This window comes from Pseudomonas sp. Irchel s3a12, from assembly GCF_900187485.1.
Lineage (GTDB): Bacteria > Pseudomonadota > Gammaproteobacteria > Pseudomonadales > Pseudomonadaceae > Aquipseudomonas > Aquipseudomonas neuropathica.
Window position 1 is genome coordinate 400,429 of record NZ_FYDN01000001.1, and the last position, 14,132, is coordinate 414,560.

Below are 14,132 nucleotides of genomic sequence, written 5' to 3' on the forward strand. Positions count from 1 at the left end.
CAGGGCAGAGCTCAGGCCGAATGCCGAACCATGTCGACATGCGGAATCCCGGCTTCGAGGAATTCCTCGCTGACCAAGCTGAAGCCTAAGCGCTCATAGAACGCGGTGGCCTGAACCTGCGCGCTGAGCATTTGCTGCTTCAATCCACGTTCTTCAGCTTCAGCAATCACCGCTTGCATCAGCGCATCACCGACTTTCATGCCGCGCCAGTCTTTCAGCACTGAAACCCGGCCAATGTGCCCATCAGGCAACAGGCGCGCAGTACCAATCGGAAAGTCGCCTTCAAACGCCAGAAAATGCACGGCGGTCGCGTCATCCGCGTCCCATTCCAGCTCAGGTGGCACCGATTGTTCGGCGATGAACACCGTTTCACGAATGCGCCGGATCTCGGCGATGTCCTTCTGCCAGTCTGCGACACGAACGCGAATTTTATTCATCAGCGAACCCCAGGCTCCCTTGCTTGACCAACTGGCACAGCAGGCCGCAAGCGTCTTCGTCGTTCAGCCACTCACCGAGGTTGTCAGTGTGCAGGGCGTCAGCGGCGCAGATCAGCTTCAACAGTTCGCGTAGCTTGCCCGGCAGGTAACGGCTCTGGCCGCTGGCGAACAGCAGCAGGTCGTCATCGACTTCCGACCAGGCCAGGCGCGCACTCGGGTTGCGGATCAGAATGGCGCCATCCTGTAGGGCGGCGAGGAAGTCTTCTTCTTCGATTTCTTCCGGGCCGGCCACCAGTTCCGGATAGCGTGGCTCGGTCATGTACTGGCCGAACCAGGTCAGCAGCAGGCGTTCGTCGCTCATGTGCTCGGCGAGCAGGGCTTTCAGGCGATCCAGTGCATCGTGTTGAATCTGGTGTGGATCGCTGGCCGGCTGCGCATCGGCATCGGTGTAGCGCTCTTCGTCAGTCAGGAACTGGCTGAGGAAGTCGGTGAAGTGAGTCAGCACTTCGGAAGCGCTTGGTGCGCGGAAACCGACCGAGTAGGTCATGCAGTTATCGACCGCGACGCCACAGTGAGCCAGGCGCGGTGGCAGGTAGAGCATGTCGCCCGGTTCCAGTACCCATTCTTCGGTCTCGTGGAATTCAGCGAGGATGCGCAGGTCCGCGTGTTGCAGCAGCGGGCTCTCGGAATCGCACATCTGGCCGATTTTCCAGTTGCGCTTGCCGTGGCCTTGCAGCAGGAATACGTCGTAGTTGTCGAAGTGCGGACCAACGCTGCCACCCGGGGCGGCGAAGCTGATCATCACGTCATCGACCCGCCAGCTCGGCAGGAAACGGAAGTTTTCCAGCAGTTCGCTGACTTCCGGGACGAATTGGTCGACCGCTTGAACCAGCAGGGTCCACTCTTTTTCCGGCAGCTTGCTGAATTCGTCTTCAGCGAACGGGCCGCGACGCAGTTCCCATGGGCGCTCGCCATGCTCGATCACCAGGCGCGATTCGACTTCTTCTTCCAGGGCCAGGCCGGCCAGTTCGTCGGCGTCGATCGGGCTTTCGAAGTCAGGAATCGCCTGACGGATCAACAGTGGCTTTTTCTGCCAGTAGTCGCGCAGGAATTCGCGTGCTGTGAGGCCGCCCAGAAGTTGAAGAGGAATATCGGAGTTCATATGTAACCTATTGAAAAAAAGCACTTTTCAGACGGGAATAAAAACGCCCGGCGCGGCCGGGCGTCTCAAACGGATCAAGCGGTCGATCAGATGCGTTTGGCTTGCGCTACAGCGTTGCCGATGTAGTTGGCCGGAGTCAGTTGCTTGAGCTCGGCTTTCGCTTGCGCTGGCATGTCCAGGCCGTCGATGAAAGTCTGCAACGCTTCAGGGCTGATGCCCTTGCCGCGGGTCAGTTCTTTCAGCTTCTCGTACGGGTTTTCGATGTTGTAGCGGCGCATCACGGTCTGGATCGGCTCAGCCAATACTTCCCAGCAAGCGTCGAGGTCAGCGGCAATCTTCTGCTCGTTGAGCTCCAGTTTGCTGATGCCTTTGAGGCTGGCTTCGTAGGCGATCACGCTGTGGGCGAAGCCGACACCGAGATTACGCAGTACGGTGGAGTCGGTCAGGTCGCGCTGCCAGCGGGAAATCGGCAGTTTGCTCGCCAGGTGCTGGAACAGTGCGTTGGCGATGCCCAGGTTGCCTTCGGAGTTTTCGAAGTCGATCGGGTTGACCTTGTGCGGCATGGTCGACGAACCGATTTCGCCAGCGATGGTGCGCTGCTTGAAATAACCCAGGGAGATGTAGCCCCAGATGTCACGGTCGAAGTCGATCAGGATGGTATTGAAGCGCGCAATTGCGTCGAACAGCTCGGCGATGTAGTCGTGCGGTTCGATCTGCGTGGTGTACGGGTTGAAGCCCAGGCCCAGCTCGTCTTCGATGAAGGCGCGGGCGTTGGCTTCCCAGTCGATCTGCGGGTAGGCCGACAGGTGGGCGTTGTAGTTGCCGACAGCGCCGTTGATCTTGCCCAGCAGCGGCACGGCAGCGACTTGAGCAATCTGACGCTCGAGACGGTAAACCACGTTCGCCAGCTCTTTGCCCAGAGTGGTTGGCGAGGCTGGTTGACCGTGGGTGCGCGACAGCATCGGCACGTCAGCGAAACGGATGGCCAGTTCGCGGATGGCGTTGGCGGTCTGGCGCATCAGCGGCAGCATCACGTCGTCACGGCCTTCGCGCAGCATCAGGGCGTGGGACAGGTTGTTGATGTCTTCGCTGGTGCAGGCAAAGTGGATGAACTCGCTGACCTTGGCCAGCTCCGGCAGCTTGGCCGCCTGCTCTTTGAGCAGGTATTCGATCGCTTTGACGTCGTGGTTGGTGGTGCGCTCGATCTCTTTGACGCGCTCGGCGTGCTCCAGCGAGAAGTTTTCAGCCAGTTCATTGAGAACGGCGTTGGCCTCGGCGGAGAAGGCTGGCACTTCAGGAATGCCAGCGTGGGCGGCCAGACGCTGGAGCCAGCGCACTTCAACCAGAACACGGGCACGGATCAGGCCGTACTCGCTGAAAATCGGGCGCAGGGCCTGGGTTTTGCCGGCGTAGCGGCCGTCAACAGGGGAAACCGCAGTGAGCGAAGAAAGCTGCATGGGGTGTTCTCGGACAGTCGGGCAACGAAATGGGGCGCGTATCATACATGAAAAAATCCGCCGGTCCGTTGCCAACTGACCGGCGTATTACGCGTTACAGACTACAAAGCTTTTATTGCAGGGCGATTTACTCGCTGCGCATCAACGGATACAGCTCTTTGAGCAGCTTGCGCCGGCTGATCACCAACTGCCAGCGATGGCCGCCGAGCTGCCGCCACAGGCGCGCCGAACGAATGCCGGCAAGCAACAGAGCGCGAATTTTCGAGGCATTGCTCGGCTGCTGCAGATTGCGCATGTCGCCATGCACCTGAATGCGTTGGCGCAAGGTGCTCAGGGTGTCCTGGTACAGCGCGCCGCAAGCCGCGACCACGTTTTCGTGGGCCGGGCCGAAATGCTCGACCTGCGACTGGATCTGCGGCAAGCGCTTGCCGATGATGTCGAGCATGTCGTTGCGCTTGGCCAGTTGACGTTCCAGGCCGAGCATCGACAGGGCATAACGCAGTGGCTCGCGCTGCAATGTGCTTGGGTCGCGCTCGAGGGCGCCGATCAGTGCACGGTAACCTTCGCGCAAATTGATGTCGTCGCCGCCGTACACGTCCAGCGTGTCCTTCGGGTCGCGCACGAGCAGGCTGCCGAGCATGCAGCTCAGGCCGGCTTCGTTGGTCTGGCCGGTCTTGGCGATCCGGTCGACCAGCACGGCGGCGAGAAACACGCCGCCGAGCGCCGTCAGTTGCTCCTGAGTCGGGCTCATGCCTGGCCGCTCCACGGCTCGGCCACTTCGATCACGCCGCCGCCGAGGCAGATTTCACCGTCGTAGAACACCACCGATTGACCCGGCGTCACCGCGCGTTGCGGCTCGTCGAACACGGCGCGGTAGCCACTGGCGGTTTTTTCCAGGGTGCAGGTCTGGTCGCTCTGGCGATAACGCACTTTCGCGGTCAGGCGCAGCGGCTGGCTCAGGTCGATCGGGTTGACCCAATAGATTTCCGAAGCGAGCAGGGCGCTGGAAAACAGCCACGGATGGTTGTTGCCCTGGCCGACGATCAGTTCGTTGGTGTCGAGATCCTTGCGCAGCACGTACCACGGCTCATCGCCGGCGTCTTTCAAACCACCAATGCCAAGGCCTTGGCGCTGACCGATGGTGTGGTACATCAAGCCGTGATGACGGCCGATGACTTCGCCTTCGGTGGTCTTAATCTCGCCCGGTTGCGCTGGCAGGTATTGCTTGAGGAAATCGCTGAAGCGACGCTCGCCGATGAAGCAGATCCCGGTGGAATCCTTCTTCTTGGCGGTGGCCAGCTCGTATTTCTCGGCAATGGCGCGCACTTCCGGCTTTTCCAGTTCGCCGACCGGGAACAGGGTCTTGGCAATCTGTTCGCCGCCAACGGCGTGCAGGAAATAGCTCTGATCCTTGTTCGGATCGAGGCCTTTGAGCAGTTCGGTACGACCATCAATGTCGCGGCGGCGCACGTAGTGGCCGGTGGCAATCAGGTCGGCGCCGAGCATCATGGCGTAGTCGAGGAACGCCTTGAACTTGATCTCGCGGTTACACAGGATGTCCGGGTTCGGCGTACGGCCGGCCTTGTATTCGGCCAGGAAGTGCTCGAACACGTTGTCCCAGTATTCAGCAGCGAAGTTGGCGGTGTGCAGCTTGATGCCGATCTTGTCGCAGACAGCCTGAGCATCCGCCAGGTCGTCCATGGCGGTGCAGTATTCCGTTCCGTCGTCTTCTTCCCAGTTCTTCATGAACAGGCCTTCCACCTCGTAACCCTGCTCGATCAGCAGGAGAGCGGAAACGGAAGAGTCCACGCCGCCGGACATGCCGACAATGACGCGCTTCTTGGATGTGTCAGAAGGGGCTGGATCACGCATAGGGATTCAATGAGTGTCTTGAAAAAGGACGCGATTCTAGCAGGCTCGCGGCCTCAAGGCTAAAGAGAAGGGCGGATCAGTTCGAGGCTGAAGTGATGGCCGGCCAAATAATCGTCGATGCAACGGATGATCAGCTCGCTGCGCCAGTTATCGCGCTGGGCGATTAATTCGTCGCGGGTCAGCCACTTGGCGCCGACGATGCCGGCGTCGAGTTGGTAATCGGGGTGGTGTTGCACGGCTTTGGCGCTGAAGCACACGCGCTGGTAGGTCACACCATTGCTCGGTGCGGTGTACAGGTAAATGCCGATCACGCCGGTAGGTTCGACGTCCCAGCCGGTTTCTTCGAGGGTTTCGCGCACGGCGGCGTCGATCAGGGTTTCGTCCGGGTCGAGATGGCCGGCGGGCTGGTTGAGCACGTTACGCCCGGCCTTGTGTTCCTCGACCATCAGGAAGCGGCCGTTGTCCTCGACGATGGTGGCGACGGTGATGTGGGGGAGCCATTCCATACGGTGTCCTCGTTTCTGAATATTGGAACCCGATCCCTGTGGGAGCTGGCTTGCCAGCGATGGCGGCCTATCATTCAGCATTGAAGGTGACTGATCCACCGCTATCGCTGGCAAGCCAGCTCCCACAGGGTTTTGTGGTGATCATAAAGCCCGGAAACACAAACCCCGGCACGAGGCCGGGGTTTGTGATGTTCCCTTTACAACCTTAAACCAGCGCAGCAATCGCCGCGTTGAGGGTTGCGCTTGGGCGCATGGCCTTGCTGATCAGCTCGGCATTGGCGTGGTAGTAACCGCCGATGTCGACTGGCTTGCCCTGAACGGCGTTGAGCTCGGCAACGATGGTTGCTTCGTTCTCGGTCAGGGTTTTGGCCAGGGTCGCGAACTGCGCTTGCAGTGCAGCGTCTTCAGTCTGGGCAGCCAGGGCCTGAGCCCAGTACATCGCCAGATAGAAGTGGCTGCCGCGGTTGTCGATGTTGCCGACTTTGCGCGATGGCGACTTGTTGTTGTCGAGGAACTGGCCGGTGGCCTGATCCAGGGTTTTCGACAGCACCAGGGCTTTCGGGTTGTTGTAGTTCACACCCAAATGCTCAAGGGACGCTGCCAGTGCAAGGAATTCACCCAGCGAATCCCAGCGCAGGAAGTTCTCTTCAACCAGTTGCTGCACGTGCTTCGGAGCCGAGCCGCCGGCGCCGGTTTCGAACAGGCCACCGCCGTTCATCAGCGGCACGATCGACAGCATCTTGGCGCTGGTGCCCAGTTCCATGATCGGGAACAGGTCGGTCAGGTAGTCGCGCAGTACGTTGCCGGTCACCGAAATGGTGTCCTTGCCTTCGCGGGTGCGCTGCAGGGTGTACTTCATGGCGTCGACCGGCGCCATGATCTGGATGTCCAGACCGGTGGTGTCGTGATCCTTCAGGTAAGCCTGAACTTTCTCGATCACTACGCCATCGTGAGCGCGCATCGGGTCCAGCCAGAAGATCGCTGGAGTGCTGCTCGCGCGAGCGCGGTTGACGGCCAGTTTGACCCAGTCCTGGATCGGCGCGTCTTTGGTCTGGCACATGCGGAAGATGTCGCCGGCTTCAACAGCCTGTTCCATCAGCAGGTTGCCCTTGCTGTCGGTGACGCGAACCACGCCGTCAGCCTTGATCTGGAAAGTCTTGTCGTGCGAGCCGTACTCTTCGGCTTTCTTCGCCATCAGGCCAACGTTTGGCACGCTGCCCATGGTGGTCGGGTCGAAAGCGCCATTGGCTTTGCAATCTTCGATCACAGCTTGGTAGATAGTCGCGTAGCAACGATCCGGGATCACCGCCTTGGTGTCGTGCAGCTGACCGTCAGTGCCCCACATTTTGCCGGAGTCACGGATCATCGCTGGCATCGAGGCGTCGACGATCACGTCGCTCGGCACGTGCAGGTTGGTGATGCCTTTGTCGGAGTTGACCATCGCCAGCGATGGACGAGCAGCGTAGACCGCGGCCATGTCAGCTTCGATCTGAGCTTGCTGCTCGGCCGGCAGGGCCTTGATGCGCGCGTACAGATCGCCGATGCCGTTGTTCAGGTTGAAGCCGATCTCGGCCAGCACGTCAGCGTGCTTGGTCAGGGCGTCTTTATAGAACTCGGCAACGATCTGGCCGAACATGATCGGGTCGGAGACCTTCATCATGGTTGCTTTCAAGTGAACCGAAAGCAGCACGCCTTGAGCCTTGGCGCTTTCGATTTCAGCAGCGATGAACGCGCGCAGGGCGTTTTTGCTCATTACGGCGCAGTCGAGGATCTCGCCGGCCTGAACGGTGGTTTTTTCTTTCAGAACGGTAGCGGTACCGTCTTTGGCGATCAGCTCGATCTTCACGGCGTCAGCGGCGTCGATCAGGGCAGCTTTTTCGCTGCCGTAGAAATCGCCGGTGCTCATGTGAGCGACGTGGGATTTGGAGTCTTTGGCCCAGGCGCCCATTTTGTGCGGGTGCTTGCGCGCATAGTTCTTCACCGACAGCGGTGCGCGACGGTCAGAGTTACCTTCACGCAGAACCGGGTTCACGGCACTGCCCTTGACCTTGTCGTAACGCGCCTTGGCATCTTTGTCGGCGTCGCTGGTCACGGTTTCCGGGTAGTCCGGGAGGTTGTAACCCTGAGCTTGCAGCTCTTTGATCGCGGCTTGCAGCTGTGGCACCGAAGCGCTGATGTTCGGCAGCTTGATGATGTTGGCTTCAGGCGTAACGGCCAGGTCGCCCAGTTCGGCGAGGTGGTCGGCTACGGCTTTGTCGCCCAGTTGCTCGGGGAAGCTGGCCAGAATACGTGCTGCAAGAGAGATATCGCGGGTTTCCACGGCGATATCGGCCGAGGCGGTGTAAGCCTCGATGATCGGCAGCAGGGAATAGGTGGCGAGGGCTGGAGCTTCGTCGGTGAAGGTATAGATGATCTTCGAGCGGGTGGGCATATTCGGATTAACTCTCTCTTCTTTGCTAAAGCGTGCGCAGAAACTCGAGGGGCGCCGGGTAAGCGCGTTCGTTCAAAGTCATCCATGAACCGAATGTCGAGATTCTTCGCGGTGATGTTGGGTGCATCAGTAGAGCGTCAAGCAGTCGGACTGCGGTAACAACCCGACCAATCAGGCGGAAAGTCTCGTGCTAGAGAGGCCAGCCGTCGTGACCCTGTGGTCAGCGGGCGGCATTATACATAGGTAGCTGGCAATCTGCCGATGGTTCATATGCAACGATTCTCGTCCATTGGTCTAAAGGTCGCAGGGCGGGGTCGGGCGTAGAGTCGTCGCGAATGCTTGAGTTTGGCGCTTTTCCCTTTGCTTTCAGGCTTGTACGAAACGAGATGTAGGCGCGCCACGAACAGAGGGTTTGCGTGTTGATTTAACTGGGTTACGCTCGGACCAAGCCAGATGTTCAATCCAAACAATGGAGTTCAGCATGGGTTACAAGAAGATTCAGGTTCCAGCCGTCGGCGACAAAATCACCGTCAATGCAGACCATTCTCTCAATGTTCCTGATAACCCGATCATCCCCTTCATCGAAGGTGACGGCATTGGTGTCGACATCAGCCCGGTGATGATCAAGGTTGTCGATGCTGCAGTTCAAAAGGCATACGGCGGTAAACGCAAGATTTCCTGGATGGAAGTCTACGCCGGGGAAAAAGCCACTCAGGTTTACGATCAGGACACCTGGTTGCCTCAGGAAACTCTCGATGCCGTCAAGGATTACGTGGTTTCCATCAAAGGCCCGCTGACCACCCCGGTCGGTGGCGGCATCCGCTCGCTGAACGTGGCCCTGCGTCAGCAACTCGACCTGTACGTCTGCCTGCGCCCGGTGCGCTGGTTCGAAGGCGTACCAAGCCCGGTGAAAAAGCCCGGCGACGTCGACATGACCATTTTCCGCGAGAACTCCGAAGACATCTATGCGGGCATTGAGTGGAAGGCCGGTTCGCCGGAAGCCACCAAGGTCATCAAATTCCTTAAAGAAGAAATGGGCGTCACCAAGATCCGTTTCGACGAAAACTGCGGCATCGGCGTCAAGCCGGTTTCGCTGGAAGGCACCAAGCGTCTGGCGCGCAAGGCCCTGCAATATGTGGTCGACAATGACCGCGATTCGCTGACCATCGTGCACAAAGGCAACATCATGAAGTTCACCGAAGGTGCCTTCAAAGAGTGGGCCTACGAAGTGGCCGCTGAAGAATTCGGCGCGACCCTGCTCGACGGCGGACCGTGGATGCAGTTCAAAAACCCGAAAACCGGCAAGAACGTTGTGGTCAAAGATGCCATCGCCGACGCCATGCTCCAGCAGATCCTGCTGCGCCCGGCCGAATACGATGTGATCGCGACCCTCAACCTCAACGGCGACTACCTCTCCGACGCCCTGGCGGCGGAAGTGGGCGGTATCGGTATTGCACCGGGCGCCAACCTGTCCGACACCGTGGCGATGTTCGAAGCGACCCACGGTACTGCGCCGAAGTATGCCGGCAAGGATCAGGTCAACCCGGGTTCGCTGATTCTCTCTGCAGAGATGATGCTGCGCCACATGGGCTGGACCGAAGCGGCGGATCTGATCATCAAGGGCACCAACGGTGCTATTTCGGCCAAGACTGTGACCTATGACTTTGAGCGTCTGATGGACGGAGCCAAATTGGTTTCGTCTTCGGGTTTCGGCGATGCGCTGATTTCGCATATGTAAAACGCGGGCACATAAAAACCGCCTGACTCTTCATTGAGTCAGGCGGTTTTTTATTGCTTGGGATATTCAGGTGAAGATCAGTCAGCTCACGCTTTGGCAGTTGCGGCGGCAGCAGCGGCGGCAGCGCCAAAAGCAGCACTCTCAGCGGGGCTGGATGGTTCAATGATGACGTTTGTGATTTTTAGGGCATGCAGCCCCTTGGGACCTTGAACAATCTCAAAACTCACCAGTTGTCCGGCCTTTAGCGTTTTATACCCCTCCATCTCAATGGCGGAGTAGTGCGCAAAGAAATCAATCTCTTTTCCGTCTTCATCGCGGCCTTCGCGGGCGTCGGTATTGATAAAGCCGAATCCCTTGGCATTGTTGAACCATTTCACCTTGCCGACAGCCATGCTCAAATCCCTCTGCAACAGACTCCATCGCTGGAGTATCATCCAATTCATCCGCAATCTAATCCGTTAAAAGGATTGACTCCGCGGATCTTTTTTACCCACTGTGGGCTCTATTGGTTGTAACACCGTTTTCCCGATAGTCAAGGTGACCGGGCAGTCGGAGTTGAAAACGTGGACAACCGCCCCCACCACTGTATTTGCACAACTGACGAACCTTTCTTTCCATGCATGCAATCAGCCAGATTCGACTAACATTCAATCAGGATCGCCCGCTTCTCCAAAAGGATCTTCCACAGGAGCACGACGACGATTCGGCAGGCGTTGCTGTTCAGGAAGCAAAGCCTGCGTTACAGGCGCCGCCGATGTACAAGGTGGTTTTGTTTAATGATGACTACACACCGATGGATTTCGTCGTCGAAGTGCTCGAGGTGTTTTTTAACCTGAATCGCGAGCTGGCGACCAAGGTCATGCTGGCCGTTCACACAGAAGGACGGGCAGTATGTGGAGTGTTTACCCGCGACATCGCCGAGACAAAGGCCATGCAGGTCAACCAGTACGCCAGGGAAAGCCAGCATCCGCTACTCTGTGAAATCGAGAAGGACGGTTAATCGCCGACCACTTGGGTATGAGGTGAAGCTATGTTAAACCGCGAGCTCGAAGTCACCCTCAATCTAGCCTTCAAGGAGGCTCGTTCGAAACGTCATGAATTCATGACCGTCGAACACCTTTTGCTGGCCCTATTGGACAATGAGGCTGCCGCCACCGTTTTGCGTGCCTGCGGCGCAAACCTCGACAAACTCAAGCATGACCTGCAGGAGTTCATCGACTCCACCACGCCATTGATCCCCGTTCATGACGAAGATCGCGAAACCCAGCCAACCCTGGGCTTCCAGCGTGTACTGCAACGTGCTGTTTTCCACGTACAGAGCTCGGGCAAACGCGAAGTAACCGGCGCCAACGTGCTGGTTGCCATCTTCAGTGAGCAAGAGAGTCAGGCAGTGTTCCTGCTGAAACAGCAGAGCGTTGCGCGCATCGATGTCGTCAATTACATCGCACACGGCATTTCCAAAGTGCCGGGGCATGGCGATCACTCTGAAGGTGAACAAGATATGCAGGACGACGAGGGCGGTGAGTCTTCTTCTTCAGGCAATCCTCTGGATGCTTATGCCAGCAACCTCAACGAACTCGCGCGTCAGGGTCGCATCGACCCGCTGGTCGGCCGTGAGTCGGAAGTCGAGCGTGTCGCGCAGATTCTCGCGCGTCGGCGCAAAAACAATCCGCTGCTGGTGGGCGAGGCGGGCGTGGGTAAAACCGCGATTGCCGAAGGTCTGGCCAAACGTATTGTCGACAACCAGGTGCCGGATCTGTTGGCCAACAGCGTTGTTTACTCGCTCGACCTCGGTGCTCTGCTCGCGGGCACCAAGTATCGCGGTGATTTCGAGAAGCGCTTCAAGGCGCTGCTCAATGAACTGAAAAAACGTCCGCAGGCGATCCTGTTTATCGATGAGATCCACACCATCATCGGTGCCGGCGCTGCGTCTGGTGGCGTGATGGACGCCTCGAACCTGCTCAAACCGTTGCTGTCGTCTGGCGACATCCGTTGCATCGGTTCGACCACGTTCCAGGAATTCCGCGGCATCTTCGAGAAGGATCGTGCCTTGGCGCGTCGCTTCCAGAAGGTCGATGTCGTCGAGCCATCGGTGGAAGACACCATCGGTATCCTGCGCGGCCTGAAAGGGCGTTTCGAGCAGCACCACAACATCGAATACAGCGATGAGTCATTGCGTGCTGCGGCAGAACTCGCGTCGCGCTACATCAATGACCGGCATATGCCGGACAAGGCCATCGACGTGATCGACGAGGCGGGCGCCTATCAGCGCCTGCAACCGGTCGAAAAACGTGTGAAGCGCATCGAGGTGCCGCAGGTTGAAGACATCGTCGCGAAAATCGCGCGGATTCCGCCGAAGCACGTCACCAGTTCCGACAAGGAGCTGCTGCGTAACCTGGAGCGTGACCTGAAGCTGACGGTGTTTGGTCAGGACGCGGCGATCGATTCGCTGTCGACTGCGATCAAACTGTCGCGTGCCGGCCTGAAGTCGCCTGACAAGCCCGTCGGTTCGTTCCTGTTCGCAGGCCCGACCGGTGTTGGTAAAACCGAGGCTGCGCGGCAATTGGCCAAGGCGTTGGGGATCGAGCTGGTTCGCTTCGACATGTCCGAGTACATGGAGCGTCACACCGTATCGCGCCTGATCGGTGCGCCTCCGGGCTATGTCGGCTTTGATCAAGGCGGTCTGTTGACCGAAGCGATCACCAAGCAACCGCATTGCGTATTGCTCCTCGATGAGATCGAGAAGGCACATCCGGAAGTCTTCAACCTGCTGTTGCAGGTGATGGACCACGGTACGCTGACCGACAACAACGGGCGCAAGGCGGACTTCCGCAACGTGATTGTGATCATGACCACCAACGCCGGTGCCGAAACGGCGGCGCGTGCTTCGATCGGTTTCACCCATCAGGACCACTCGTCTGATGCGATGGAAGTGATCAAGAAGAGCTTTACGCCGGAGTTCCGTAACCGTCTGGACACCATTATCCAGTTTGGTCGCCTCAGCCATGAGGTCATCAAAAGTGTGGTGGACAAGTTCCTCACCGAGCTTCAGGCGCAGTTGGAAGACAAGCGTGTGTTGCTTGAGGTCACTGATGCTGCGCGTAGTTGGCTGGCGGCGGGTGGTTATGACTCGGCGATGGGTGCGCGTCCGATGGCACGTCTGATCCAGGACAAGATCAAGCGTCCGTTGGCGGAGGAGATTCTGTTTGGCGAGCTGGCCGAGCATGGCGGTGTGGTGCACATCGACATCAAGGATGGTGAGTTGACGTTTGACTTCGAGACCACTGCAGAAATGGCCTGACGGCCTTGGATCAAGAGGGCGCCTTCGGGCGCCTTTTTGTTGTCTGGGGTTTTTGGGTGAATATCCGTTGCTGCGGTGATGGCTGATTAGGGTTCCGCCCTTACGGCGGGTCACTTTTTCCAGACGCCGAAAAAGTAACCAAAAAGGCTTGCTCCTACGTGCGGCCCACTCGCTAAAGCTCGGGGTTCCTTCGCTCCGGGATCGATCCGGGGGCAGCGCCTACGGTTTGCTTCGCTGCACCTCCTCTCGCTGTGTTTGGCTTCGCCAAACGGTCGCTGCGCTCCCACACCCGGATCAATCCCTCCACTCAGCCTTCCGACGTCGCCTTGCAGATCAAGATCAAGAGCAGGCGAGCTGACACTCGGCCTATTGAGTGGTCAAGAGCGCGGGTGTTCGGCTTTTGATTTGGGTTGTTGCTGCCCCTCACCCCAGCCCTCTCCCGAGGGAGAGGGAGCCGATTTGTGAGCATTTCAAAGTCTGAGTTCAACTCGGTATTTCATGTCGGCGTACGTCACCTAAACACCTCGGTCAGTCCCCTCTCCCTCCGGGAGAGGGCTAGGGTGAGGGGCTCTTGATCTAGCTTTGGCTTTTGATCTTTTGCCCCATCGGCAGGCCGAGCGGAGGTGTTCATCCGGGGGTAGGCGCGCAGCGCCGTGCGGCGTAGCCGCATACATCGAGAGGAGGTGCAGCGAAGCAAACCGTAGGCGATGCCCCCGGATGGACACCGTAGCGAGGGAACGCTGAGCCTAGGCGAAGTGCCGTACGCCAGGGGCAAAGCCTTTTGGTTCCTTTTTGGCGTTTGAAAAAGGGACTCGCTGTAAGAGCGAAACCGCCAGCGGCCGCACCCGAAAAAACGGATATGCCCCCAAACCCCAAACCCCAAACCCCAAACCCCAAAACCCAAAACCCAAAACCCAAAACGCAGACAAACAAAAACGCCCGGCATAAACCGGGCGTTCTGTATTGACTTGATTAACGAGCGCGGTAAGTGATGCGCCCTTTGCTCAAGTCATAGGGCGTCAGCTCGACGCGCACTTTGTCACCGGTAAGAATACGAATGTAGTTCTTGCGCATCTTGCCGGAAATATGCGCGGTTACGACGTGCCCATTTTCCAACTCCACACGAAACATGGTGTTGGGCAGGGTGTCGACGACAGTGCCTTCCATTTCGAAGCTGTCTTCTTTCGACATGCAGTAAAGCCCTCGGTATCCAATGAATGGCCCGGTG

Annotated in this window: 12 protein-coding genes; 3 read left to right on the plus strand and 9 right to left on the minus strand. The window is 58.4% G+C overall.

Annotated features, from left to right (window positions below; all coding sequences use genetic code 11):
- Positions 1-11 precede the first annotated feature (11 nt).
- From CKW14_RS01815 to CKW14_RS01845, 7 genes are all read right to left on the minus strand, one after another.
- On the minus strand, positions 12-437 hold the full coding sequence (locus CKW14_RS01815; protein ID WP_034155132.1) for a GNAT family N-acetyltransferase: 426 nt from the start codon (positions 435-437) through the stop codon (positions 12-14).
- Positions 430-1,599: a cupin domain-containing protein gene (locus CKW14_RS01820; RefSeq protein WP_095124496.1), complete on the minus strand. Its 1,170-nt coding sequence runs from the start codon at positions 1,597-1,599 to the stop codon at positions 430-432. Before CKW14_RS01820 ends, CKW14_RS01815 begins: the two co-directional genes overlap by 8 nt.
- Positions 1,600-1,685: 86 nt before the next feature.
- Positions 1,686-3,056: an adenylosuccinate lyase gene (gene purB, locus CKW14_RS01825; RefSeq protein WP_016987412.1), complete on the minus strand. Its 1,371-nt coding sequence runs from the start codon at positions 3,054-3,056 to the stop codon at positions 1,686-1,688.
- A 127-nt stretch (positions 3,057-3,183) separates the two neighbouring features.
- Entirely contained in the window at positions 3,184-3,807 is a 624-nt protein-coding gene (gene hflD / locus CKW14_RS01830) for a high frequency lysogenization protein HflD (RefSeq protein ID WP_095048074.1), read from the minus strand.
- Positions 3,804-4,928 (minus strand): tRNA 2-thiouridine(34) synthase MnmA, encoded by a 1,125-nt coding sequence (mnmA, locus tag CKW14_RS01835; RefSeq protein WP_095048073.1) that lies wholly within the window; start codon positions 4,926-4,928, stop codon positions 3,804-3,806. The genes hflD and mnmA overlap by 4 nt, the downstream gene beginning before the upstream one ends.
- Before the next feature lie 59 nt (positions 4,929-4,987).
- Complete coding sequence (locus CKW14_RS01840) at positions 4,988-5,434, minus strand: NUDIX hydrolase (protein WP_095124497.1); 447 nt, start codon at positions 5,432-5,434, stop codon at positions 4,988-4,990.
- Between the two features lie 205 nt (positions 5,435-5,639).
- Complete coding sequence (locus tag CKW14_RS01845) at positions 5,640-7,865, minus strand: NADP-dependent isocitrate dehydrogenase (protein WP_095124498.1); 2,226 nt, start codon at positions 7,863-7,865, stop codon at positions 5,640-5,642.
- Between the two features lie 481 nt (positions 7,866-8,346).
- Here CKW14_RS01845 and icd point away from each other — a divergent pair, with 481 nt between their 5' ends.
- Positions 8,347-9,603 (plus strand): NADP-dependent isocitrate dehydrogenase, encoded by a 1,257-nt coding sequence (gene icd / locus CKW14_RS01855; RefSeq protein WP_007920207.1) that lies wholly within the window; start codon positions 8,347-8,349, stop codon positions 9,601-9,603.
- An 86-nt stretch (positions 9,604-9,689) separates the two neighbouring features.
- Here the strand turns inward: icd and CKW14_RS01860 are convergent, their stop codons facing one another.
- Entirely contained in the window at positions 9,690-9,995 is a 306-nt protein-coding gene (locus tag CKW14_RS01860; RefSeq protein WP_095124702.1) for a cold shock domain-containing protein, read from the minus strand.
- 224 nt (positions 9,996-10,219) lie between these two features.
- Between CKW14_RS01860 and clpS the strand changes: the two genes are divergently transcribed.
- Both clpS and clpA read left to right on the plus strand, forming a co-directional pair.
- The gene (gene clpS / locus CKW14_RS01865) at positions 10,220-10,603 is read left to right on the plus strand and encodes an ATP-dependent Clp protease adapter ClpS (protein WP_011334948.1); all 384 of its coding nucleotides are present in this window, start codon (positions 10,220-10,222) and stop codon (positions 10,601-10,603) included.
- 30 nt (positions 10,604-10,633) lie between these two features.
- Complete coding sequence (clpA, locus tag CKW14_RS01870) at positions 10,634-12,904, plus strand: ATP-dependent Clp protease ATP-binding subunit ClpA (protein WP_016987404.1); 2,271 nt, start codon at positions 10,634-10,636, stop codon at positions 12,902-12,904.
- Positions 12,905-13,876: 972 nt separating this feature from the next.
- On the opposite strand, the gene infA is transcribed toward clpA, so the two are convergent.
- Entirely contained in the window at positions 13,877-14,095 is a 219-nt protein-coding gene (infA, locus tag CKW14_RS01875) for a translation initiation factor IF-1 (protein WP_002553999.1), read from the minus strand.
- Between the last annotated feature and the right edge of the window lie 37 nt (positions 14,096-14,132).